Raw genomic sequence first — 24915 nt, forward strand, 5'->3', positions numbered from 1 at the left:
TCGTTTGCCCTCCTTTATTAATATTTCCGCCTAAAATAAGACGAGCTGTTTTGAAGAAGGACGCGGAGCCTTTTTGGGCCGTTTTTGTGAAGGAGGCTCCTTTGGCAACGGTTTTCCGCCGATCGTTATGAAGTTTCTGGCCCGTTTAAGGGACGTGCCAAGCACCTTTAATCCCTGTTCGTCCAGGTAGCCTTCGCGCCTGGCTTTTATTATCTTTTTGGCCGTTTTCGGGCCTATGCCCGGCACCAGTATGAGCTTTTCGTAGGGGGCCTTCTTGATGTCAACGGGAAACAGATGCATGTTCCTCAAAGCCCAGCACATCTTGGGATCCATGTCTTGCGAGAGATCCTCAGAGCCTTCGAATATGTCTTCCGCCTTGAAGCCGTAAAACCTCATGAGCCAATCTGCCTGATATAACCTGTGTTCCCTCAAGAGTGGAGGTTGTTCTATCTGGGGCAAGATGTCGTTTGAGTTGATTGGGATATAGGCAGAGTAGTAAACTCGCTTTACCAGCTTATTCGCGTAAAGTTCGTGGGAAAGCTGAAGGATCGTTTTATCCGTTTCTGGCGTCGCCCCGATTATCAACTGCGTCGAAGCGGAGATGTGTTTTTCCAGCTCCAGTGTGTAATTTCTAGCAGATCTTAAAGCTCCAAGGATGTCATTTTTCGATTTTTCCGGAGCTAAAAGTCTTAAGCTGCCTTCCGTGGGAAGCTCGATGTTACAGCTTACCCTGTCTGCAAATCTAATAGCTTTTTTTACTAAGTCGAAAGAAGCGCCGGGGATGATCTTTAAATGGATGTATCCTTTAAAACCGTACACCTTTCTGAGGATTTGGACAGTCAAAATCATTAGTTCCATAGTGTAATCCGAATTTTTAAAGATACCTGAGCTTAAAAACAGACCTTCTATGTAGTTTTTTCTGTAGAGTTCGTAAGTCGCGTGTGCCAGTTCTTGAGGTTCAAAAGCCGCTCTTTCTATATCGTTAGAGCGCCTGTTGTAACAATACAGGCAGTCATTGATGCAATAATTCGTAAAAAGTACCTTTAAAAGGGGCATATATCTCCCGCTGGCACAAGGGCTGTAGAAAATAAAGTCCCTCATATCGTTGTGCAGTGCTTTTCTTTGAATTTCTTCTTTGCCCTTTCCGCACACCCTGTCGTATTTGGCGGCCTGGGCAAGTATCGCCAACTTCCTTTCGATTTTCATGGCCCTTGAAGATCTCCTTTTACAACTCCCTTTCATTTTTATCTTACTCCTTAACCTGTTTTGCGTCTAACTAAAAAATATTTTGCTTGTTGTGGCTGTTTGAAATGATCGTGGCAGCGAAGCAGTTCATGGTATTTCACGACAGGGGTCAGTTTATTGGAACGAGCAGATATTCTGACTGCTTTGCTATCGATTATAATTAAACGGGTAAATATCTATCTTTTGAGCATCATTGAAATATAGCATTACAAATTAAATAATTAAACTGCGCTTCCTTGACAAGAACGATAAGAATGTGATAGAAAGTAGCACAAAAGGAGGCGAGGTTGAGTGGCCGATGCCAGGCTGATAATTGCTTCCAACAGGTTACCCTTTACTGTGGTGGAGGATGAGGGAAAATTGGAGTTAAAGGCGAGTGCAGGAGGATTAGTGACGGGCTTGAGCGCCTATCTTGACTCGCTGCAGCACTCAGCTTTTACGGAGCTGGTTGAGTATGTATGGCTTGGATGGCCCGGGGCATCCATAAAAGACGAGCATAAAGATTACATAAGAGAAATTGCAGCCAGTAATTTCAATGCCCATCCTGTGTTCGTGCGAGAGGAGGCCATGGAGGCCTTTTATCACGGTTTCTGCAACAAAACGATATGGCCCTTGTTTCATTATTTCCCAAGTTACGTCGTCTACGAAAAGGAAAGTTGGGAATCTTATAAGGTGGTCAATGAATATTTTTGCGATGCCATCATGGAAGTGTTGCGCCCAAATGATATACTGTGGATCCATGACTACCATCTAATGCTGCTTCCCAGCATGATCAGGCGTAAGATGCCGGGAGCTTCCATCGGGTTTTTCCTTCACATTCCCTTTCCGTCTTATGAGCTCTTTCGCCTTTTGCACAAAAAATGGGCATCGGGGATATTGGAGGGGCTTTTGGGTGCAGACCTGATAGGATTCCATACTCACGACTACACTCAATATTTTTTGAGATCGGTGCTGCGCATATTGGGAATTGAAGCCAGCATGGGCAAAATGTTCGTGGGCGATAGGTTGGTTAAGGCCGACACATTTCCCATGGGCATAGATTTCTTCAGATTTCATAACGCCGTGAGCTCCAAAGAAACCGAAACAGAAAGGAAAAAGCTTGAAGATACTCTTTCGGGCCTGAAAACGATAATTTCGGTCGATAGGCTCGATTATTCAAAAGGGCTTTTAAACCGGCTCGAGGGCTTTGAACTTTTCCTAAAGGAAAACCCGCAATGGCACGAGAAGATGGTCTTACTGCTCGTCGTTGTTCCTTCCAGGATCGGCGTTGATCGGTATCAGGCCATCAAGACCAAAATTGACGAGATGGTTGGCAGCATTAACGGCAGGTTTGGAACGATCAACTGGATGCCCATCATATATAAATACGGCCACGTTCCGTTTCATCAACTGGTTGCCCTCTACAGCATGAGCGATGTCGCTTTAATTACGCCCTTGAGAGACGGAATGAACCTAGTATCAAAAGAGTACGTGGCCTCAAGGAAGGATATGCCGGGCGTGTTGATTCTAAGCGAGTTTGCAGGCGCTTCAAAGGAGCTGGGTGAAGCTATTTTGATCAACCCGAACGACAGGGAAGAGATTGCTTCTGCCATCCGGGAAGCGCTTGAAATGCCCTTAAAGGAACAAAAAAAACGAATTGGCGTCATGCAAAATAGGTTAAAAAATTACGACGTAGTCAAGTGGGCAACCAGTTTTATAGACGAATTAGAGGGCATTAAAAGTGAGCAAAAAAGGTTTCAAACCAGGATGCTTAATGCAAATGCAAAAAAAGAATTATTAGACACCTTCGAAAGGGCTAAACGGCGCATATTATTGCTCGATTACGATGGAACCTTGGTGCCTTTTGTAGGGGATCCCGCGAAGGCAGCTCCACCAGCCGAGCTTTTGAAGCTTCTGCAAGAGTTGTCTGAAATTGATGGGGTGGACATTGTGATTATAAGTGGCAGGGAAAGGGCTGTCCTTCAGTCGTGGTTAGAAGATCTTGACGCCGGCTTCGTGGCTGAGCATGGCGTTTGGATTAAAGAAAAGGGAAAGGATTGGGAGTTGCTCAGGCCTGTAAGCTCTGATTGGAAAAGAGAGCTACTTCCTCTGTTAATGCAATATGCTGATAAAGTTCCTGGTTCTTTCGTCGAAGAGAAGGAATATTCTCTAAGCTGGCATTATCGTAAGGCCGATCCCGAACACGCCGCAGATGTAGCAAGGGAGTTGACGGATATTTTGTTGCGATTTACTGCTAATACGAATGTTCAGGTAATGCAAGGCAGTAAAGTGATAGAAATTAGAAATGCTGGAATTGATAAGGGAAAAGCTGCTCTTTATTTCCTTTCGAAGGCGGATTACGATTTCGTCCTGGCCATAGGAGATGACAGGACAGACGAGGACTTTTTCCGAAGTTTGCCGCCTTCAGCTTGGACGATAAGAGTGGGAATGGTGCCTTCTAGTGCAAGATCTAATGTGATGAGTTATAAAGATGTTAGGAAGTTATTAAAGGAAATAAATAACTGCGCGAGGAGTGAAGGGTAATGGAGAAAGCATTTCGCTTTTTTTCCGAGGCTCATTGCGTCATGTTGCTTGGCATAAAATCAAGGAATCCAATTCAGCTACTTGAAGGTATTAAAAAGGTGCCCTCATCTTCGATATATTATCACACCCACAGATTTCTCCAACAGCATTATCGAGTTTCTCCCGAGCCTCCTAACGATTTTGCTTACTGGATAACTAATATTCTGGGACTAAGAGAGCTGGGAGAAAGCATTACAAGCGTAGATATCATTAACATAGACTCCCTGGAAGATCTCAGAAAGGAATATGTCACAAGACTTGAAAATCATATATTAAGCGGGGAATACATTAGCGATTGCATTGAGGGACATGAATTTCACTTTTTTGACTGCAAGACTTTTGTGTATCCCACGCCGTTCATCGCAAAAGACGTGGACGAGTTAAGGGAAGATCTGGAGAAGGTGCATATTAATTCACTTTGCTTTCATATTTTTGAGCCTAAATTGCGCTACCAAAGAAGAGAGAACGATTTTTCTGCCTGGCTGAGGAATATCGGAGAGGAAAAATTGGCTGATCAAATATCGAGGTTGGACCCTTACGCCTTTACTCTCGAGGGCTTGAGGCAGAAAATCATCAGAATATTGGGGAGAGATGATTGAAATGATGGCAAACATTAAAGATTATTCTTCAATAGTGGGACAAGCTGTTATCGATGAGCTATTTTTACTTGCCGATAAACTCAAGGGCAAGGTCATTCAGAATGTAAATTCCACTGCCGTAGGCGGAGGAGTAGCAGAGATTCTGTCTCGGATGATAAATCTTTTAAGACAACTCGGAGTGGATGCTCGTTGGGACGTAATTAAGGGTGACGAGAAGTTTTTTAACATTACGAAAAAGATGCACAACGCCTTGCACGGCGTTGACGTAGAGGTGTCGCTCAAAGAGCTCATGTACTTTCAGGAAGTTAACCGACAAAATGCCAAAGAAATGGATCTTTGCGGTGATATCTTGTTCATCCACGACCCTCAGCCAATTGCCCTGGTTGAACAGAAAGAGACCCTGGGCAAAAAGTGGGTGTGGAGATGTCACATTGATTTTACTACTCCCAAGGAAGAAGTTATGGCTTTTCTAAAGTTATATATCGAAAAATATGATAGCGCAGTGTTTTCAGCGCCGGCCTTTGCGAGGAAGTTGAGCATACCTCAAGTTTTGATCTCTCCCTCCATAGATCCCTTAAGCGATAAAAATAGGGAATTGCCTCAGGAAGTGATAAATTCCGTGTTGGATCGCTTCGGTATCGACAGAACTCGCCCCATAGTGACGCAAATCTCTCGTTTTGATTATTTAAAGGACCCCATAGGCGTTATCGAGGTGTATAAGAGGGTCAAAAAGCATATCGATTGCCAGCTCGTTCTTGCAGGCGGAGGCGCCACCGATGACCCGGAAGGAGCCAAAGTCCTAGAAGATGTTAAGAATGCCGCTGCAGATGATCCTGACATACATGTGCTGCTCCTTCCGCCTGCCAGCGATATCGAGATCAATGCGCTTCAAAGGGCTTCAAGCGTGATTTTACAAAAGTCGCTCAAAGAAGGATTCGGCCTCACAGTTGCGGAAGGTCTGTGGAAGGCAAAACCGGTGATCGCCTCGGCGGTTGGCGGAATCCCCCTTCAAATCGCACATAAATATTCCGGGATCCTCACCCACTCTATTGACGGAACGGTACATTATCTAAAACAACTTTTATATGAACCCGGCTATGCTCAAAGATTAGCCTTGAATGGCAAAGAACACATTAAAAACAACTTTCTCATAACAAGGCATATTCGCGACTATTTACTCCTCTTTTTGTCGTTATATCACGAAGACGATATAGTTGGTTTGAATGAAATGGGTCTTTAATGTTTGAGTTTTAAAGTGACGCGTGACGAGGGTGTTCACATTAGGTTTTGATCGATGATTTGAAGCGTCTTCGTGATGTCGTCGTGTATTACGCCGTCAGCTAAGTCGTCAAAGGGGGTAGGGGTTCTGTTTACGATGAAAAGTTTGGCACCTTTTCGTTTGGCCATGACAGGGTATTGATTGGCAGGTGAGACTTCCAGGGATGATCCTAATACGAGAAAACAGCTGCATGTCATAGAAAGTTCATGAGCTTTTGCCAATGCCTCCTGGGGAAGGAGTTCTCCGAACAACACGACTTTTGGTCTCAGGGCACCGTTGCACTCAGGGCACTCGATTTGATCTAGAAGCGTGACGCTGTCGAATGTCCTTCCGCAGAGCGAGCAAAGAACCTCTCGAAGGTTCCCGTGAAGCTCGTACACTTTCGCTGACCCTGCCTGTTGGTGCAGGCGATCTACATTTTGGGTTATGATGCCTAAAAGCAATCCCTCACGTTCCCATTTGGCAAGAATTTCATGTCCTTTGTTCGGTTTGACCCCAAGCAGCGCTTGGATTCTGTAGCGGTAAAATTCATAAAATTCCTCAGGATTGTGTCTCATCGCTTCTATCGAAGCCAATTGTCTAGGATCACGGTTTTTCCATAGCCCTTGGTCACCGCGAAAGTCGGGCAACCCCGAAGCCGTGCTCATCCCTGCGCCAGTTAAGACTACCACCTCTTTTTTCCTTAGGTGATCCGCAATGCGTTCTAATACATCCATTTGTACTTCACCCTTGAAGAAAATATTTGTAGACAATTTGCGAAAAATATAGCTGAAAACCAGTCATACTTTTGCTTTGTTTCACTTGGTTTACTGCAATGTACAGTATAGTATGTAAAAAGGGACTAAGCAAGCAATAGGAAAGGTTACTCTGCAACAAAAAGGACTACCCTAAGGTTTTCTCAAAGTATTTGTGAAAATAAACAGGAGGGTTGATGATTTTGTCACTTAAAATGACCTTTTACGATGGGACGAATTGCATTGGTGGCAATAAGATACTGCTGGAAGACAGCGGAGTGGGCCTTTTCATGGATTTTGGCACCAACTTTAAGGCCGAAGGAATGTACTTTGACGAATTCCTCCAGCCCCGAAGCACCTTTGGATTCATGGATCTACTGGTCTTTGGCATGCTGCCCCCGCTTATGGGCATTTATCGTTCCGACCTAGAGTATCCCGGCGTATGGGAAAGATTCTCCGGCCATCCGCTGTTCAAAGAGATAGAAGCACAGGGAGTTCTCCTTTCCCATGCCCATTTTGATCACTGCGGGTATCTTTCCTATCTCAGGGAGGACATTCCGATATTTACTAGCATCACTAGTGCAGTTGTTTGCAAGGCCCTGCAGGATACAGGTGGGGGAGCCAGATTACAGGAAATATGTTATACGGCTCCGCGGGAATTAAAGGATGACTTGCTGAAAACGACCCACTACAAGAAGGTACCGTACTATCAGCGTCCCTATCATGTCTTCGGTAAGGATATCATACCCCCCGCTGCGCATAAATTTTGGGAACGTTGCAGAACTTCTCGGGAGTTGGACTGCCGGCAGTTAGAGGGATGCGGGGACGTTGCTGAGATAGCAAACCTTGAGGTGCGCTTCTGGCCCGTCGATCACTCCATACCTGGCGCAGGGGCTTTTGCTGTGAAAACTTCGGCGGGTTGGGTGGTATATACTGGAGATATCAGGCTCCATGGTAAACGAGGGTGTCTGAGCGAGCGCTTTATTAATGAAGCTGCCAAGCTCAAACCCAGGGCGCTCATCTGCGAGGGAACGCACCCCATGGTTGAGAGACCAGTAACGGAGGAACAAGTGGCCGCCAACTGTTTTCAGGTTGTAAAGGAGACCAACGGCCTGGTGGTGGCTGACTTCGGCCCCAGGAATGTCGAGCGGCTGCTGTCGTTTCTGGAAATAGCCAGGGAGACTGACAGATTGCTGGTTCTCACCCCAAAGGATGTATATTTGCTCGAAGCCCTGCGTGCGGCGGATGAACTCTCTGTTCCTGACCCCTACAAAGATGACAGAATAGCCCTATATGCTCGTCCCAAGGCTGTGCGCCAAAAGTGGGAGGAAGAGTTGCTTGCCATGTTTAGGGAGCGCGCCCCCGAAAGGTTGATGGATGCAGGAAGGGTTAAAGCTGAGCAGGGAAGCTTAATTCTGTGTTTCTCCTACTACGACTTCCACGCCTTGCTGGATATCGAACCAAAATGCGGGACTTACATCTACTCCTCTAGTGAGGCTTTCAATGAAGAGATGCTACTTGATCACGAAAAGGTATGTAACTGGATAAAATTCTTTGGTTTCAAACTGTACGGCGCTTTGGGCAAGGACAGAGAGAAGTCGGGGTTTCATGCCAGTGGCCACATCCACGGCCCAGGGATAGAAGAATTGGTGGAAACGCTGCAACCCGAGGTTCTTGTTCCTGTGCATACAGAAAATACTGAGTTTTTCCGTCGCTTTGATGGGCTGACCAGGGTGATTGTGCCACACCAAGGACTTTCCCTGGAGTTAGACTAACTAATGTTCTTACAATGCTTAAAATAGCCTTTACGAAAAAATGTGATTGAAGTGCTGTTCAGAGTTATAATTAATACGTAAATTAACTATAAAAACATAAGGCAAGTTTTTGTGGGTTAGGAGGTGAGTCAAAAGACTGAGAGGACGTTACCTGGAAAGCAGACAGAAGATCCAGACTATGACTTATTGAAGGAGTTGGTGCGGTAGTCTAAGACGGTACGTTATGTACCATGTTTTCCGAGTTGTCGGCCTTCCTCGCAAGTCAAGGAGATGGCTGCCAGCCGATAGGGCATAGCGGGAAACGGTTATGCCTCCCATCTTTGGAAAGGAAAACAAATGAGTGTGCCTATCCGAGGAGGGGGAGTAAAGTGTATAACTGCTACAATGGGAAGATCTTAAATGTGAATCTTACCGAAAAGAAGTACTGGGTCGAGCAAATTCCGGATGAATGGGTTTTAAACTACATAGGCGGAGAGGGATTTGGAGCTAAATACCTTTCCTTGAACCTTCCAGAAAACGTAGATCCTTTAAGTGAAGATAACAAGCTTCTGTTTATTTGTGGTCCTCTTACCGATACCAAGGCGCCTTCTTGCGGGAGAACGGTAGTGATGTTCAAGTCGCCTTTGACTGGGACGATCGGGGCAGCCAATGCGGGCGGAGCATGGGCGCCGCAGCTTAAAAGGGCAGGTTACGATATGCTCGTGATACACGGGCGCGCCGAATCGCCAACCTACATTTTCATCAATGATGACGAAGTGACCTTTCACTGCGCGGAAAAACTCTGGGGTAAAAGCACCGGTCATACCGAGGAGGCCATAAGAAAGGAGACCGGAAATCCCAAAGCGGAGGTTGCCTGTATCGGAGCTAGCGGCGAAAGGCTTGTCCGATACGCTGCAGTTATGATGGGGAATGATCATGCTGCAGGTCGTGGAGGCGGTGGCGCCGTGATGGGGTCCAAAAACCTAAAGGCCGTTGCCGTTTACGGTTCAGCCGATCGCCTTCCTGTTCATGACCCCGAAAGGTTCGATGCAGCAGTCAAGAAGGCCATCCAAGAACTTTTTGCCGAAGCCTTTGTAAGAGATGAATTAATGAAATACGGGACTCCATCTTTTTTCGATTCAATGAACGCGCTTGGCCTGGTGCCAGCATATAATTGGCAACGCACTACAACAGATTTCGACAAAGAGATCGGATATGAAGCTTATCACAGAAAGTTAGAGGTAAAACAGGACCGTTGTTACAACTGTCCCATAGGTTGCGTGCGCAGGACGAGGATTCCTGAAGGGAAGTACAAAGGACTTTCTGGTACAGGCCCGGAATATGAAACCGTTGCGGCTTTCGGGCAAAAATTGGGCAACACTGATCTTTATTCCATCACTGTTGCGAATTACATTTCTAACGACGCTGGGCTTGACGTCATATCTGCTGGCCAAGTGATCGCTACAGCGATGGAATGGTACGAAAAGGGCATAATTGACGCTACGACCACCGAAGGCTTAGAGCTTACCTGGGGAAACGGAGACGCCATAGTGGAGCTCGTGGAACGTATTGCATTGCGAAAAGGGGCATTTGCAACACTTTTGGGGGAAGGGTCTCTCCGAGCAGCGAAAGAAATCGGAGGGGATGCAGAGAAATACGTCATGCACGTGAAGGGCCTTGAAATGGCTGCTGACGGAGTCAGGGCCAGCAAGGGCGAAGCCTTATCGCACATGATTTCGCCCCGTGGAGCGGATCACTTAAGGCCCTACGGCGCAATAATCGATGCCTTTGGCTATTTGGAAGAAGAGGTGGGTGTATTTGAGCACGTTGATCCCCTTAGCGAGGAGAATAAGGCATGGGTCAAGCCTTTAGAAGAATATTTCATGGCGACCAACTTGCTGGGTGTATGTTTGTTTACGAGCATAACTCTTGCTATAAAAGCAGAGACTTGGGCAGAGCTTTTTAGCAGTGCTACGGGAATGGAATGCTCATATAAAGATCTTTTTAAGATCAGCGAACGAGTCCTTAACCAGGAACGGTTATTTAATGTGAGAGAGGGCTTCACCAGAAAAGACGATTATTTACCTGAACGATTCAGCAAAGAGCCTGCACCGGACGGTCCTGCCAAGGGGTGTGTTGTAAACCAGGATAGGTTGCTCGACCTCATTTACGAGGCCAAGGGGTGGGATTCGCAAGGGATACCTACACGACAAAAACTTGACGAACTTGGGCTTTGAAAGAGATGTAAGGCAAAGGAGGAGAGGAAAATGAAGAGTTGGAAAATTGGGTTTGGGGTATGTTTAGTGTTGTTGTTTTGCATGTCTATTTCTACCTTTGCTTTGGCAGCATCGCCGGGGGTTCCGGTAGGAGCGCCATCACCCTATAGCGCGATGGTCTCAACGGCCCATCCCCTGTCTTCTCAAGTGGGAGCTCAAATATTGGCAAAGGGCGGCAATGCCGTGGATGCTGCTATAGCGGTTCAATTTGCCCTAAACGTAGTGGAACCTATGATGAGCGGCATTGGGGGCGGAGGTTTTATGATGATCTACCTTGCCGATGAGAATAAAGTCCTCATCATCGACTCAAGGGAAAAGGCGCCTTCCGCTGCAACGCCAGATATGTTCCTAAAAGAAGATGGCACCCCCATGGAATTTGCGGATGCCGTACGTTCCGGTAATTCCGTGGGTGTGCCGGGCACTTTGATGGGCCTTTATAAAGCGTACGAACTTTACGGCACGTTGCCTTGGGCAGATCTGATCGAACCTGCAATCGAGCTAGCTGAAAATGGTCACAAGATCAATCGTCCTTTGGCAGAAAGCATAAAAGAGGAAATGAAAAAGTTTAACGATGCAGCCAAAAAAGTGTTCGCGCCCAAGGGAGAACCTTTGCCTGAGGGGACTTTTTTACTCCAGCCTGACCTGGCGAAGACATTTAAGCTCATAAGGGATTACGGTCCGGCGGTTTTCTACGGCAAGATCCCGGACGGATCTGGTGATCTATTGGCGTTAAAGGGCCTCAAAGATACAGACGAAATTAAAGGGGCGATCAAGGCAAAATTCGATGAAAAAAAGATAGCAGAGCATGCCGGTGAAATCGGGAAAGCAGTCGTCGAAACAGTGCGGTCACGTCATGGGCGAATGACGATGGAAGATCTGGCTGGCTACGAGGTAGCTTTGCGGGAGCCCGTGCGAGGCACTTATCGCGGTTATGAGATCGTGACCATGTGCCCACCCAGCTCTGGAGGGCTTACGCTCCTGCAGATGCTCAAAATATTGGAAGGCTTCGATTTAAAGTCAATGGGTCCATACAGAGCTGATACCATGCATCTCATGATAGAGACCATGCATTTGGCCTATGCGGATCGTGGCGAATATTTGGCGGACAGTGACTTCGTGGATATCCCGTATAAAGGGTATTTAAATCCCAAATATATTGAAGAACGCCGTGCCTTGATAGACATGAAAGCTGCAAATAAAGACGTTCAACCTGGGGATCCCTGGAAGTATGAGGATCGTAAACAGGCTAAAGCCTTTCAAACTGTTTCTGCCTTGGACGAAAGGGGGGAGACAACCCATTTTACTGTGTTGGATAAATGGGGCAACATGGTATCTTACACTACTACAATAGAAGAAGCTTTCGGCAGCGGAATGATGGTGCCCGGATATGGCTTCATGCTCAACAACGAAATGACCGATTTCGATTTTACCCCAGGCGGTATCAACCAAGTAGAGCCTCACAAACGTCCTCGAAGCAGCATGACTCCGACGATAGTGTTTAAAGGTGGAAAACCAGCCTTTAGCGTAGGTTCGCCGGGCGGATCAACCATCATCGTAACGGTGCTGGAAGTGATCACAAACCTGCTGGATCACGGTATGAGCATACAAAGGGCCATCGATGCCCCGCGTTTCATGAGCTCAAAATATCCCGAGGTAAGCTGGGAGAGGGGAATACCCAAATCAGTACGAATTGAGCTAGAGGCCCGCGGGCATAAATTCAAGGAGGAGCCCACCGTTCAAGGTAGCGTTCAGAGCATCGTCATAGACCTAGAAAGTGGCAAAATTTACGGCGGAGCTGATTCCCGCCGAGAAGGTACTGTGATCGGGGTGTTGTAAGAGCAAAAGTATTCTGCCAGGTTAGTAACGTGACACTTGTACAGCATAGCTGGGAAAGGCGGAGTAGCATTTCCCAGCTATGCTAAGAATGGGCGGTATAACGTTATTTTTTACGTTATTAACGACGATAGTAGGTGCCGCATCGGTTGTAGGTTACACAGGCTGGTATTACATAAGGGGGATATCACAGCTATGGTTTACCATTGGAATAACGATCTCTTACATCGTTTTATATATTACCTTGGTCCCCGCATTCATCAATGTAGAGAATATATATCGAGACCTTGGGATACAACTTGAAAGGTGTTCAGATCCTGAGGGATCGTCCGATATTGGCAACGTGAGCCACCGCTGCCCTGCTTAAAGGTGGCTGGGTGTTGGGTCGAATTGCCCTAAGGACATTTATCGACGAGAAATTACGCAGTGAGATGTCTGTTATCCTGAAATAAAGATTAATCTTTGTTTAACCACTTGACCTGGAACGAATTATATGGATCATAGTTTGCGAGGAATTGCATTTAATATAGTTAGGGGTGCAGGTATATGAATGCGTCAAATCGAAAGTACAGTACTGCTGAAATTATGCGTTTTTTGATCCCTTCATTATTGGGAATTTTCCTTTTCTTGGTCCCCGTTCCCCAAGATGGAACTCTCAACACTGTATTAGGAATCATCATCGATTGGGCTAAAGATGCCTTTAAACCGTTTTTAACGGTTACGGCAATGATTTTAGTCGTGTTAAGTGCTATTATCACGGTGTATGCAACGCTTTTAAAGCCGAGTTCCATCATGAAAAACCAATTTTTTAAGGACCTCTTTGTGGTGGGTCCCCTTTGGTTTGTTTCTAGACTTGCGGGGGCAATATTTTTCATAATGATTTTTTACAAGATAGGACCTGAGGCTATATGGAGCATGGATACCGGAGGAACGCCTGCATTGGTGCTGGCTCCTTCTTTGTTGGTGATTTTTAGCGTTTTGGCTGCTGCGGTTTCGCTTTTAACGGACTTCGGATTAATGGAATACGTCGGAACTTTGGCTCGGCCACTGATGCAGCCTCTGTTTAAGCTTCCCGGAAGGTCAGCCATTGATTGTTTAGCGTCGTGGCTTGGAAGTAACTCCGTAGGGGTCGTAATTACCACAAGATTACATGACGCAGGGTATTATAGCGATCGTGAAGCGTCTATTATCGCTACATCTTTTTCCGTCATAAGTGTTGCCTATATTTATGTGATGGCCGATTTCGTTGGTTTGCCCCACATGTATTTTCAAATTCTTATTGCCATTTACATCGTGTCTCTAATCCTTGCCATATTGGCACCACGCATATGGCCCCTTAAAAACATACCTGATACGTACTCGGGGAGGTCAGGACAACAAATACCTGAAAGGGAAATTCCTGCGGGGTATTCATTGAGCGAATGGGCTTTGGCCTCCGCCGTTGAGAGGGCTAAAAAGGAAGGTATCAATACAATAATCAAAACTTGCTATCAAACCTTTTCTTTTCTTGTCGTTAGCACCATGCCGCTTGTCGTGTCTTGGGGTACCATTGTGCTCATCATTGCAACTTATACTCCCGTATTTCAGTGGATTTCTTTGCCCTTTGAGTGGTTGTTGGAGTTGGTCAGAATTCCCGAAGCTTTCAAAGTGGCGCCTGCCTTTGTGCTTGCCTTTGCCGATCAATTTTTGGCTGCAGTTATTGGAGCGACCTGTACCACTGTTGCTGGCAAATTTATGTGTGCCTGCATATCTGCAACCGGAATAATTTATATGACCGAGATCGGAGTTTTGATATTAAATTCCTCTATACCTTTAAATTTTTGGGAACTCACGGCCATATATTTTATAAGGGCTGTGCTTTCAGTGTTTTTATTAGCCCCCTTTGTGTGGTTGTTCTGTTGATATTGTTATTTTCTTTTTCTGCTCAAATTGCACATAAAAAGGCAGAGATTTCGTCTCTGCCTTTTTTGTTGCCAAACCCCTCATTAATATAGGTTTAAGTCAATGTCACGATTTTGTTACGTCATAGCGATAAATGCGTTACTTCCTTTTGTTATCATTCATCTGAAAGTTAAAAATAAAAATTGGAGGGGTAAATCATGAAAAAATTGGTGATGTCGTTACTTGCAGCAATTTTGATACTTGGTGCGTTTGGTAACGGAGCTTTGGCAGCAAGCCTTACCTTAAAGGGATCTACCACGGTGTTGCCCATAGCTCAGGCAGCTATGGAAAAATACAAAGCGCTTTACCCCGATACAGAATTTTCTATCTCCGGGGAAGGAAGCGGAAATGGAATCAAGGCGTTAATAGACGGAACGTGTGAGATAGCCAATTCCTCCAGGTTCATTAAATTGGAGGAAGTAAAATTAGCTTTCGAAAAGGGCGCTTATCCTGTGCCCTTTGGGGTGGCAATAGATGCAATAGTTCCCGTAGTTCATCCCGATAATTCAGCGAACAACCTCACGTTGCAGCAACTGAGGGATATTTATAACGGCAAAATAACTAACTGGAAAGAAGTTGGGGGGCCCGACAAACCGATCGCCGTGCTGACGCGGGATACCAGCTCTGGCACATACGAAGTCTGGGAAGAAAAGGTCATGAAGGGTGACAAAGTAACACCTAAAGCACAGGTCATGGCCTCAAATGGTGCAATCGTACAGGTAGTTGCGACAAATCAATCGGCCATCGGTTACATCGGGATAGGGTATCTAAACGAGAGCCTAAAGGGCTTAAATGTTGAAAACATAGAGGCAAGTGTAGAGACGGCCCGTACCGGAGAGTACCCGATTTCAAGATATCTTTTCATGTTTACGCGAGGATGGCCGACGGGAGAGACGATGAGGTTCATCAATTTCGTCTTAAGCGATGAGGGGCAGAAAATCGTGGCAGATACAGGGTTTGTCCCGATTCGGTAGTTAAAGACAAGAGGTCGGGAATTTACCTAAGCCGTTATCATATAGCTTCATAGTTAAGCCACAGTTTGGGTAAATTCCCGACAGTTAAGCTCTCTAATTTCTCAAACCGAAAGCTCTAATGGAATTTGGTACAACCAAAACTGCGACGCCGGCATCAGAAAAACAATCTATCTAATAATTTTAAACTTCACACAGCAGGAATATATTCATACTTTTTCAAACCTGGAAGGGTTACATAATCGTTACATAACTGTAAAAAATACGCTACATAGTTATGCTAAAATTTATGCGGAAATCCATGAAGCCATCTTAAGCAAGATGGGAGGAATGGCCTGGTGAAAAAATCGATAACTTTACTTACAACGGTAATTCTAATGCTAAGCCTGTTGAACAATATCGCTGAAGCTTCAAGTCTTATAATAAAAGGTTCGACTACAGTGCTACCAATAGCGCAGGCGGTCATAGAAAGTTACGTAGCTCTTTATCCCGATATTAAATGTTCGCTCTCAGGTGAAGGAAGCGGAAACGGAATCAAAGCTCTAATAGACGGGACATGCGATATAGCCAATTCATCCAGGTTTATAGAAGTGGAAGAAGCTGAAATGGCCTTTAAAAAAGGCGCCTACCCCGTCCCATTTGGAGTGGCAATAGATGCAATAATCCCTATCGTTCACCCTGAAAATCCGGTCGATAATTTAACTTTAGAACAATTAAGGGATATATACATCGGGAAAATAACGAACTGGAAGGAAGTTGGTGGTCCGGACAAAGGAATAGCCGTAATAACGAGGGACACCAGTTCAGGTACATTTGAAATTTGGGATGAAAAGGTCATGAAAGGCGCCAAAGTAACTCCCAGAGCACAAATTATGGCCTCGAGTGGAGCAATCGTCCAAGCAGTCTCTCAAAATAGGTTAGCGATTAGCTACATAGGAATCGGGTATATGAATAAATATGTGAAAGGCCTGAAAGTGGAAGACGTTGAAGCAACTCCCGAGACCGTTCGTACAGGCGAATTTCCCATATCCCGATATTTGTTCATGTTCACCAGAGGGTGGCCTCAGGGTGAAACGTTGCGTTTTATCAACTTTATCTTGAGCGACGAAGGCCAAAAGATTGTTGAAAGAACCGGATTTGTTACGATTCGATAAAAAACAATGTAAATCATTGAAAAACCAATTTAATCTCGTTTAAATCCATATCACAGTCATCAATTGTCTTTCCGAGGAAAAAGCTATAAAAATTTTTTTATCCAGTTTAATCAAGGAGGACCGTGAGGTTGAAAGATCTTAAGGCGACAGATTTCATAGCTAAAATAACCATTAGCACAATAGCCATGATCGGTATATTTATTCTCATCTTTATATTATTTTTTCTTGCGAAAGAGGGCATACCCATATTAAAATCTACTACACTAAAGGACTTATTGTTCGGTCTTTATTGGTATCCAACCTATTCGCCTCCCGAGTTTGGCATGCTGCCCTTAATAGCAGGTTCTTTGGCGGTAACTCTTTTGTCTTCCCTCATTGCCCTTCCGATCAGCATCTTGGTGTCCTTATTTTTATCAGAGGTATGTCCTAAAACATTGAGAAACATATTAAAACCAACCCTTGAAATCTTAGGATTTCTACCCTCTGTAGTTCTTGGTTTTTTAGGAATGGTCATCATAGCTCCATGGCTTCAAAACTCTTTTGATTTGCTGACGGGGCTCAATTTGTTCAACGCATCCATTCTGTTAGGCCTTCTTATAATTCCTATCACCGGCTCGCTCGCTGATGATGCAATTTCCTCTGTTCCCACAGATATTAGAGCGGCTGCCTTTGCCCTTGGGGCTACCAGGGAAGAAACAATCTCAAAAGTTGTCTTGCCGGCTGCACTCCCGGGAATTCTTCAAGCATGTCTACTAGGGATGATGAGGGGAGTTGGCGAAACAATGGTCGTTTTAATGGCGGCTGGCGGCGCTGCCATTATTCCCGAGAGCCTCTTTGATCCAGTAAGGCCTCTAACTTCCACCATAGCAGCTGAGATGGGCGAAACACCCGTTGGTTCACCCCATTATCATGCTCTATTTTTTGCCGGTTTACTTCTTTTATTAATGACGTTAATCCTTAACTTAACAGCTATTTGGATCGAAAAACGCTGGAGGTGGCAATGGCGTTGAACGCTAGAAAGTTCAAGGATAGGTTATTAACATACGTTTTATGGAGCTCAATGATATTGGTCATTATAGTTTTATTAAGCATTTTGGCTTTTATAGTGACCCAAGGGATTGGTGCTATATCAATAGAATTTTTAACGCAGCCACCCCGCAATTCCATGACTGAGGGAGGGATTTTGACTCCACTCATAGGTACGTTGCAGCTTATTATCGTGTCCATGATGTTCTCCCTTCCTGTTGGCGTGTGTACTGCAATTTATTTGGTTGAGTATGCAAAGGAAGACATCTATACTACAACTCTTAGATTGGCCATAAGGAGCTTAGCCGGCATCCCATCGGTAGTTTACGGCTTATTTGGCCTGTCATTTTTTTGCATATTATTGAGATTTAAACCATCCCTTTTGTCGGCAGGATTAACCTTGGGTTGTTTGGCTCTCCCGCTTATAGTCGGGGCAGCAGAGACAGCCTTGCAAGCCGTACCACAAAGCCTAAGGGATGCAGCTTACGCTCTCGGAGCTACTAAATGGCAAACCATCAGCAAGGTGGTTATACCCGCAGCTTTGCCATCAGTGCTTACCGGGGCAATTTTATCCGTGGGAAGAGTAGCCGGCGAAACGGCGCCCATCATGTTTACCGGCGCTGCCTTTTTCACTCCGGGAATTGCCAAAAGCTTATTCGATGAAGTAATGGCACTGCCGTTCCATGTATACGTCTTGGCAACTGCTGGCACCTTTATCGATAAAACACGCCCCTTACAATACGGAGCTATTTTAGTCTTAATGGCCCTAGTCCTCGGGATTACCTTAATTGGTGTAATAATGCGTGCAAAACTAAGTCGTAGAGACTATCTGATGTAACAATGTAACGAAGGAAGGGCAGGAAAAATGGTTATTGATTCTATGAATAACGTAAAAATTAAAGTGGAAAACTTAAGTCTATATTATGGCGATAGTCCGGCATTAAAAAACATAAATATGCATATATACAACCAAAGTGTCACTGCACTCATAGGGCCTTCTGGTTGTGGAAAGAGCAGTTTTTTAAGATGTCTCAATCGAATGAACGATTTCATACCAAATACTAGAGTTGAAGGAAACGTTTATTTAGACGGCCTAAATATTTATTCTTCTAATGTCGAATTGATTGAGCTAAGGAAAAAAGTAGGGATGGTATTTCAACGCCCCAACCCCTTTCCCATGTCAATTTACGATAACGTGGCCTTTGGACCCAGGCTTCACGGCATTAAAGACAGGGAGAAATTGGACGAAATTGTTGAAAGCAGTCTAAGGTCAGCGGCTTTGTGGGATGAGGTAAAAGGCATTTTGACGAGATCAGCTTTATCTTTATCGGGAGGTCAACAACAACGTCTATGCGTGGCAAGGGCAATAGCAGTAAAACCCGAAGTACTTTTGATGGATGAACCAACTTCTGCTCTTGATCCTCTGGCAACTGCGCGTATTGAGCAATTAATACGAAACTTAAAAAAATATTTCACAATCGTTATTGTGACACACAATATGCAACAAGCTGCTAGAATATCGGATGTAACAGCTTTCTTCCTGATGGGCGAATTAATCGAAGTGGAACCTACCGAAAAGATATTTACTGCACCGGAGGATCAACGTACAGCAGATTATATTACAGGACGTTTCGGATAAATTATCAAATTCTCCTCTAATCTTCAATAACAGAAAATACGAAGGAGTTGACGGGAGAGATGGAGCTAGATGCGAGAGAACACATTGACATCGAATTAAGAAATTTAGAAGAAAAATTATTAAAACTTGGTAGATTAGCCGTGGATGCCTTATCGCGTTCAGTGGTTGCTCTAAAAGAGCAAGATGTATTGAAAGCAAGAGAAGTTATCGAGGGTGATGCCATACTCGATGAGCTCGCAGAAGATATTGACATGAGTTGTTTAAAGTTTATGGCTAGATTTCAACCTTTAGGACAAGACTTAAGAATTGTTTCGGCAATCATGCACATGGCGGTTGATTTAGAACGCATCGGCGATTACGGGACAAGTATAGCAAAACGTGCCACTAAACTTTCAGACCGTCCACACATTAAACCTCTTTTAGATATCCCACGCATGGAAGCTGACATAAGAAAAATGGTCAACCTAGCATTGGAAGCGTTAATGGAAAAAGATATAAAGAAGGCAGAAGAGGTTTGTCGCCTTGACGATGAGGTCGATGATCTGGATCGGCAAATTTTTCACGAACTTCTATTAATAATGATGGAAAGGCCACGTGTTATAGAGCAGGCAACGGAGCTTCTGTTAATTTCCCGTACCTTAGAAAGGGCTGGCGATCACGCCACAAATTTAGCCGAAAGGGTTATATACTTGGTTACCGGAAAGAAAGTGAGCGCCTCTCAAATCAGGAGGCCAAAGGAGGATAAGGATTGAAAGGAGAGCGAATTCTCGTCGTTGAAGATGAAGAAGATATAGCGTCTCTTATCAGTCGCTATTTAATAACGAAGGGATTTGATGTTACCATAGCACAAGATGGGGATAAAGCACTGGAATTGTGCTACGAACTGTTGCCTAAGCTGGTCGTCTTAGACTTAATGTTGCCATCGATGGACGGCTGGGAAGTTTGTCGTAGATTAAAAAAAGATCCTCTTACCAGGGATATACCTATAATAATTCTTACAGCCAGACGAGATGAAAGAGACGTAATTGAAGGTTTTGAGCTGGGTGCAGATGACTACGTGAAAAAGCCCTTCTCCCTCGCTGAATTACACGCCAGAATCAGATCGGTTTTAAGAAGAGTTACACCTCAATCCAATGGGATAATAAATCATGGACGATTTAAGCTAAATGCGGATGCAAATGAATTGCAATATGACCATGTAACGATCGATTTAACACCTATTGAAACCAGGATCATGAAGGTTTTATTGAAGAATGCACCAAAAATTACATCAAGAGAGGAATTGCTGGTAAAAGTATGGGGAACATTGTTGGGAGAGTCTCGTGCCATTGATGCCCACATTTGCAGATTGAGGACAAAGTTCAAAGAAGCAGGGATTGATCCTAATCTAATTAGGACCATTCGATATCGAGGCTACAAAATAGCCGATAGCTGTGTGAGCGATGAGAAGCATTAAGATCCAGATCATCTTTTTTACATGCATCTTGGTGTTGCTGTCTCTTGGGTTGTCATGGTACATTGCATTGAAAACTTGTGAACGTTCGTTGGTGGAGTATTCTATTGCTGAGCTATCAAACGTAGCAGATGAGATATCAATATCGATACAACCAATGAATCGCCAGGGAGCCGTCCAATTTTTAACTATCAACAAAGGTTTAACGAACGCAAGAATATTATTGTACGATGCCAATGGAAAAAATTTATGGGATAGTCAACCCGAAGAAGCAAAAATAGAATACCTTTATGTAAAGCCTGAGTTTCAAAGGGCGCTCAAGGAGCCTTACAACGTGAGTTGCACGTATAATAAAACGTTGCGACTACATACTGTTAATGTTTTTAAAAAGATCGATTTGATAGATGGCAACGTTATAGTAATGCTATCAAAACCATTAGTTCAAGTTTCAAGGATCAGTCAAAAGTTAAACACGTACTTTTTCCTAGCCTTATTATCGTTATTTGCGTTTGCAATTTTACTAGGTCATTTAATAGTTCGAAGGATTTTACACCCTCTCAGTGAACTTAGCTCGGTGGCAGCAAATTTAGCTTCGGGGCACGCTGCAAAATTCTCACTTGTCGGTCCCCCAGAAGTTTCAAATTTAGCGGCTTCTTTAAAGGAAATGTCCGAAAATCTGCAACAAACCCTAGCACTCCTCAGCCAACAAAAAGATAATCTAAAACAATTACTGGATTCCCTGCCTGCAGGTGTGGTTCTTGCCGACAACCACGGAAAAATACATTATCTCAACGAAAGTACCATAAGTTTGTTGGCCATGCACGAAGGAAGCTACGTTGAGAAACCCTTTGTCGGAGTTATTGGAATACCCAAGTTAATAGAACTTTATGATCGCCTGAAAGAAACCCCCGAATCGGAGACATATTTCGATATTTCTAAGCCGGAAAAGAAATACTTATGTTGTAAGGGCAAAAGCATTGGGAGCGGATTTTTATTTTTAATAACAGATGTCACAGAACAAAGGCAACTAGAAATCGCCATGAGAAATTTTATTGCCGAGGCAAGTCATGAGTTCCAGACTCCTATGACGGTCATAAAGGCAGCGGCTGAAATAATGCTAGATAGCCCGGATCTTTCCAAAGAGGAACGAGAGGAATTACTTAAAAAGATTATAGAACAGCAGGACCGTGTATCCAATCTGGTCGATAATTTGCTCTACCTTGCAAGGCTGGAAGGGCAATCGATAGAAACGATGGCTCAGAATAGACACAAAATAAGGCTTGATCAACTAATAGAAGATCTAGTAAATGAATACAAAAGCTACCCCCAAGGACGAAACATAAAATGGAACGTAAATATACAGCTGAAGGATGCCTTTACCATGGGATCGCCGGAGGAGTTAAAGAGGGCTATAGGAAACGTGATTGACAACGCAATAAAATATACTCGCAGAAAATATGGAGAAAAAGAGGGAGGCATAATATCTGTTTCATTATCGGACGGAGGTCGTTGGTGGCGTATATCTGTTTCCGACAATGGAGTTGGCATATCTCCCGATATCGTATTAAATATTTTTGACAGGTTTAAGAGAAGCTCTACAGATAAGATCCGACGAAAAGGAGAAATGACCGGTTTTGGGCTCGGATTAGCCATTGCGAAAAACATCATTGAAGCTCATAATGGTTTGATTGAAGTGACATCAGCAAGGGAACCGACTATATTTACGATTAACCTACCGAAGATGAAAGAGTAATGATGTTTTTAATGGATCTTTTCAAGCCTTGGCGTAAAAGAGGAATACTTGGAAAAGTTGGCCGATATGGCCGCTAAAAATATTTCCACGAAGAGCAACCCTCCCATGAAATGATTAAAGAGGATTATTTAACCCTCTTTAGGAGAGCGTTGGCGGATTAAATTAACTTTAAGGTTTGTGTTCTAGTTGAATGTAGCAAGTCTATCAAGGGCTGCCGATAGATAAATAACCGGCAGCCCTAGTTATTCAGCAGTTATTCTAACGGCACTAGCCCTGCAGGTTCTTCTTGAAGTGCGGCGGAATCCAATTTGTAAAGTTTGATTTCTTGGTGCAGTTCCTTGGCCAAAGTTTCCAGGTCTTGGGAGGCCCGCTTAAGGGCAGCGACGCGCTCTTCCAATTCTTTTACCGATTTTGTCATGCTCTCTGCTTTTTCCCGAGTTGATTCTACCCCTTGTGCAACTCTGTCTATGGAGGCAGCCATTTCTTGCGTGCTCGCCGATTGTTCCTCTGCAGTGGCAGCGACGTTTTGGATCTGATCTACTATCAGCTCGATGGCCTTCAAAACGTCTCCTATGTGTTTTTCCATCAATAAAGCTTCCTTTTCTCCTGCCGCTGCCAGTTCTACGCCCTTATTTGTGACTTCTACGGCTTGTGAAGTTTCCTCTATGATGGATTTTGCTAACAAACCTATTTGCATGGCTGCTTCGTTGCTTTCTTCGGCAAGCTTCCTCACTTCATCGGCGACGACCGCAAAACCGCGGCCATGTTCGCCGGCTCTTGCAGCTTCTATGGCTGCGTTTAAAGCCAGTAAATTCGTCTGATCGGCTACCCTTGAGATGGTTGAGACAATGCTTCCGATTTGTCCGGCCCTTTCGTTCAATTGCGAAATTACCTTGGCAATCTGACGGAATGATTCGGCCATTTCTGTTACCCGTTTTGCGGCGTAGGTTATCAAATCGCCAGTTTCCTGGGCATTTCCTCTCAAAATTTCCGCTTGGTTCGAGGCTTCGGCAGCTGCTTTTGCAGCGCCCTGGGCGGCGGAGGCTACTTCTTCTATGCCAGCATTTGCCGAAGATATGGCATCGGCATTGTCCTCGGCAATCACCTTTAATTCATCAGCTTCCTTTGTTATAATGTTGACGAATGCTGATGTTGCGTCGGAGATCTCGTCCAAAGCTGTAGCTTCCTGTGAGAGTTTATCGCTGCGGCTCCTAAGGCCGAGGAGTATTTGTTGCTGGTGTTCTATTAATTGATCCAAGGCCTTTCCTACCTGGGCTAGTTCATCGCTTCCCTGTAAAGAAGTCCTAGCGGTAAGTTCTCCCTTGATGACGCTTTGAGCAACGTTAAGGAGCTTGCCTATGGGATTTGTGATGGCCTTTGCTGTGAAGAAGATAAACAATCCTAATATCGCTAAACATATGATCCCTATCACAAAGAGTCTTATTCCTACATTGACCAGGGGGGAAAATATTTCGTTGGTGGCGGCCGTGATGCCAATGCTCCAGCCGTTATCGAGAGGGGCAAAGAAGATCTTCCTTTTCTCGCCATCCATGGTGTATATGCCATCAGATTTTTCGCCATTCACCATCTTTTGGGCAAGGGATGCAAGGTCTTGCGAAACCAAGGCAGATGGTTGAGTTAGGTTGAGTTTCATGATGTAATCTTTGTTTGGGTGAGCTATGATGTTACCCTTCTGATCGACTAATATGCCATAGCCGTAACCGAGGAGCTTTTGCGACGTAACAAATTCGATAACGTCTTTTATCAAGACATCGGCTGCAACCACGCCCAGCAGCTTCCCCTTTTTGTCCATTGCGGCAATTGCTGCAGTAATCACAAAGCCTTCTACGTTTACCGCTTCATAGGGATCTGTAAATATCACGTCGCTGTATTTTTCTGCCTCTACATACCAGGGGCGTTTGCGCATATCCATATCGGCCGGAGGTTCCCACCCCGTGGCGCTCATGAACTCGTTTTTTGGAGTACACATGTAAATTTCAATAAATCCTAGGTCTTTGTGTCTATCGAATGTCTTTGCCAAGTAATCTTTAACAAGATAACCTGATATTCCATAGTTTTCCCACATGTAAATGATATTCTCAGCCATAAGCTTGACTACATTGGTACGAATGTTAATCCAGTTGGATAACGATGCGGTAGCCGTATCAGTGGCCAGCCTTCCGCCTTGATTGATCTGATCGATTATGATTGTTCTGCTTCCTCGATATGAGAAAAAGCCTACCATGCATAAAGTTATCAAAATTCCTGCCGACAACAAAACGAGTCTCCGTCTAACGGTCAATTGCTGCTCCCTCCTTACATTTTGATATTTAAAAAATCAACTAACTCAATTTGAAAAATATGTTAAATTTCATTAAGATATCATTATAGAATTGGGATTTAATCAAGAGTAACTTGCTTTCCAGCAGAAGATGTTAATGGTTTTGATTTAAAAGTTCACGGGTTTATTGTCACACAAAATTTGAAACTTGTAAAACCGAAAGTTCATGTAAACTAGAGGAGCTTTATAGCGATATTTAATTGTATTATAATAGTAGGGTAAATCATAATGAGTCTTACGAGAAACACCCTCTGCACCTAATCTTTAATATGATAATTTATACAGACTAAGGTTTGTTCCTATTTTCACCGTACAAAGGGAAGGCGGGGATTAAGTTGGAGAATATGGGATGAAC

19 protein-coding genes and 1 riboswitch are annotated in these 24915 nt (G+C 44.4%); of the genes, 16 read left to right on the top strand and 3 right to left on the bottom strand.

Annotation, left to right across the window (positions count from 1 at the left end; translation table 11 throughout):
- Positions 1-30: 30 nt before the first annotated feature.
- Positions 31-1206 (bottom strand): putative DNA modification/repair radical SAM protein, encoded by a 1176-nt coding sequence (locus AC5SXE_RS11130; RefSeq protein ID WP_323721180.1) that lies wholly within the window; start codon positions 1204-1206, stop codon positions 31-33.
- 330 nt (positions 1207-1536) lie between these two features.
- Here AC5SXE_RS11130 and AC5SXE_RS11135 point away from each other — a divergent pair, with 330 nt between their 5' ends.
- The 3 genes from AC5SXE_RS11135 to AC5SXE_RS11145 are packed head-to-tail and all read left to right on the top strand — an operon-like array spanning position 1537 to position 5646.
- The gene (locus AC5SXE_RS11135; protein WP_493917370.1) at positions 1537-3768 is read left to right on the top strand and encodes a bifunctional alpha,alpha-trehalose-phosphate synthase (UDP-forming)/trehalose-phosphatase; all 2232 of its coding nucleotides are present in this window, start codon (positions 1537-1539) and stop codon (positions 3766-3768) included.
- Positions 3768-4406, top strand: a complete 639-nt coding sequence (locus tag AC5SXE_RS11140) for a DUF5752 family protein (RefSeq protein ID WP_310847078.1) — start codon at positions 3768-3770, stop codon at positions 4404-4406. Before AC5SXE_RS11135 ends, AC5SXE_RS11140 begins: the two co-directional genes overlap by 1 nt.
- A 1-nt stretch (position 4407) precedes the next feature.
- Positions 4408-5646 carry a glycosyltransferase gene (locus AC5SXE_RS11145; protein WP_303883723.1) on the top strand — a complete coding sequence of 413 codons (1239 nt, stop codon included), beginning with the start codon at positions 4408-4410 and terminating at the stop codon, positions 5644-5646.
- A gap of 35 nt (positions 5647-5681) precedes the next feature.
- Here AC5SXE_RS11145 and AC5SXE_RS11150 read toward each other — a convergent pair whose 3' ends face one another.
- A complete protein-coding gene (locus AC5SXE_RS11150; protein WP_332635587.1) occupies positions 5682-6401 on the bottom strand; it encodes an SIR2 family NAD-dependent protein deacylase in 720 nt (239 codons plus the stop codon).
- Positions 6402-6622: 221 nt separating this feature from the next.
- On the opposite strand from AC5SXE_RS11150, the gene AC5SXE_RS11155 reads away from it, so the two are divergent.
- The 13 genes from AC5SXE_RS11155 (at position 6623) to AC5SXE_RS11215 (ending at position 22219) form a co-directional block, all read left to right on the top strand.
- Entirely contained in the window at positions 6623-8194 is a 1572-nt protein-coding gene (locus AC5SXE_RS11155) for an MBL fold metallo-hydrolase (RefSeq protein WP_323721185.1), read from the top strand.
- 223 nt (positions 8195-8417) lie between these two features.
- Positions 8418-8541: riboswitch (molybdenum cofactor riboswitch) on the top strand.
- A gap of 21 nt (positions 8542-8562) precedes the next feature.
- On the top strand, positions 8563-10410 hold the full coding sequence (locus tag AC5SXE_RS11160) for an aldehyde ferredoxin oxidoreductase family protein (protein WP_310847072.1): 1848 nt from the start codon (positions 8563-8565) through the stop codon (positions 10408-10410).
- Between the two features lie 30 nt (positions 10411-10440).
- Positions 10441-12285, top strand: coding sequence for a gamma-glutamyltransferase family protein (locus AC5SXE_RS11165; protein ID WP_303883717.1), 1845 nt, complete (start codon positions 10441-10443; stop codon positions 12283-12285).
- 79 nt (positions 12286-12364) lie between these two features.
- Positions 12365-12649, top strand: coding sequence for a hypothetical protein (locus AC5SXE_RS11170; RefSeq protein WP_310847070.1), 285 nt, complete (start codon positions 12365-12367; stop codon positions 12647-12649).
- A 179-nt stretch (positions 12650-12828) separates the two neighbouring features.
- Positions 12829-14184 carry a YjiH family protein gene (locus AC5SXE_RS11175; protein WP_303883715.1) on the top strand — a complete coding sequence of 452 codons (1356 nt, stop codon included), beginning with the start codon at positions 12829-12831 and terminating at the stop codon, positions 14182-14184.
- Between the two features lie 197 nt (positions 14185-14381).
- The gene (locus tag AC5SXE_RS11180) at positions 14382-15197 is read left to right on the top strand and encodes a phosphate ABC transporter substrate-binding protein (RefSeq protein WP_332635592.1); all 816 of its coding nucleotides are present in this window, start codon (positions 14382-14384) and stop codon (positions 15195-15197) included.
- A 335-nt stretch (positions 15198-15532) separates the two neighbouring features.
- Complete coding sequence (locus AC5SXE_RS11185) at positions 15533-16348, top strand: phosphate ABC transporter substrate-binding protein (protein ID WP_416358717.1); 816 nt, start codon at positions 15533-15535, stop codon at positions 16346-16348.
- A gap of 185 nt (positions 16349-16533) precedes the next feature.
- Complete coding sequence (pstC, locus tag AC5SXE_RS11190; protein WP_433913181.1) at positions 16534-17358, top strand: phosphate ABC transporter permease subunit PstC; 825 nt, start codon at positions 16534-16536, stop codon at positions 17356-17358.
- Positions 17349-18212, top strand: a complete 864-nt coding sequence (pstA, locus tag AC5SXE_RS11195; RefSeq protein ID WP_310847062.1) for a phosphate ABC transporter permease PstA — start codon at positions 17349-17351, stop codon at positions 18210-18212. Before pstC ends, pstA begins: the two co-directional genes overlap by 10 nt.
- A 27-nt stretch (positions 18213-18239) precedes the next feature.
- On the top strand, positions 18240-19013 hold the full coding sequence (gene pstB, locus AC5SXE_RS11200; protein WP_303883710.1) for a phosphate ABC transporter ATP-binding protein PstB: 774 nt from the start codon (positions 18240-18242) through the stop codon (positions 19011-19013).
- A 59-nt stretch (positions 19014-19072) separates the two neighbouring features.
- Positions 19073-19765: a phosphate signaling complex protein PhoU gene (gene phoU, locus AC5SXE_RS11205; RefSeq protein ID WP_310847058.1), complete on the top strand. Its 693-nt coding sequence runs from the start codon at positions 19073-19075 to the stop codon at positions 19763-19765.
- Positions 19762-20469, top strand: a complete 708-nt coding sequence (locus AC5SXE_RS11210) for a response regulator transcription factor (RefSeq protein ID WP_303883707.1) — start codon at positions 19762-19764, stop codon at positions 20467-20469. Before phoU ends, AC5SXE_RS11210 begins: the two co-directional genes overlap by 4 nt.
- Positions 20456-22219: an ATP-binding protein gene (locus AC5SXE_RS11215; protein WP_310847056.1), complete on the top strand. Its 1764-nt coding sequence runs from the start codon at positions 20456-20458 to the stop codon at positions 22217-22219. Before AC5SXE_RS11210 ends, AC5SXE_RS11215 begins: the two co-directional genes overlap by 14 nt.
- A 253-nt stretch (positions 22220-22472) precedes the next feature.
- Here the strand turns inward: AC5SXE_RS11215 and AC5SXE_RS11220 are convergent, their stop codons facing one another.
- On the bottom strand, positions 22473-24521 hold the full coding sequence (locus tag AC5SXE_RS11220) for a methyl-accepting chemotaxis protein (RefSeq protein ID WP_310847053.1): 2049 nt from the start codon (positions 24519-24521) through the stop codon (positions 22473-22475).
- Positions 24522-24915: the final 394 nt, after the last annotated feature.

This window comes from Acetomicrobium sp. (assembly GCF_059026225.1).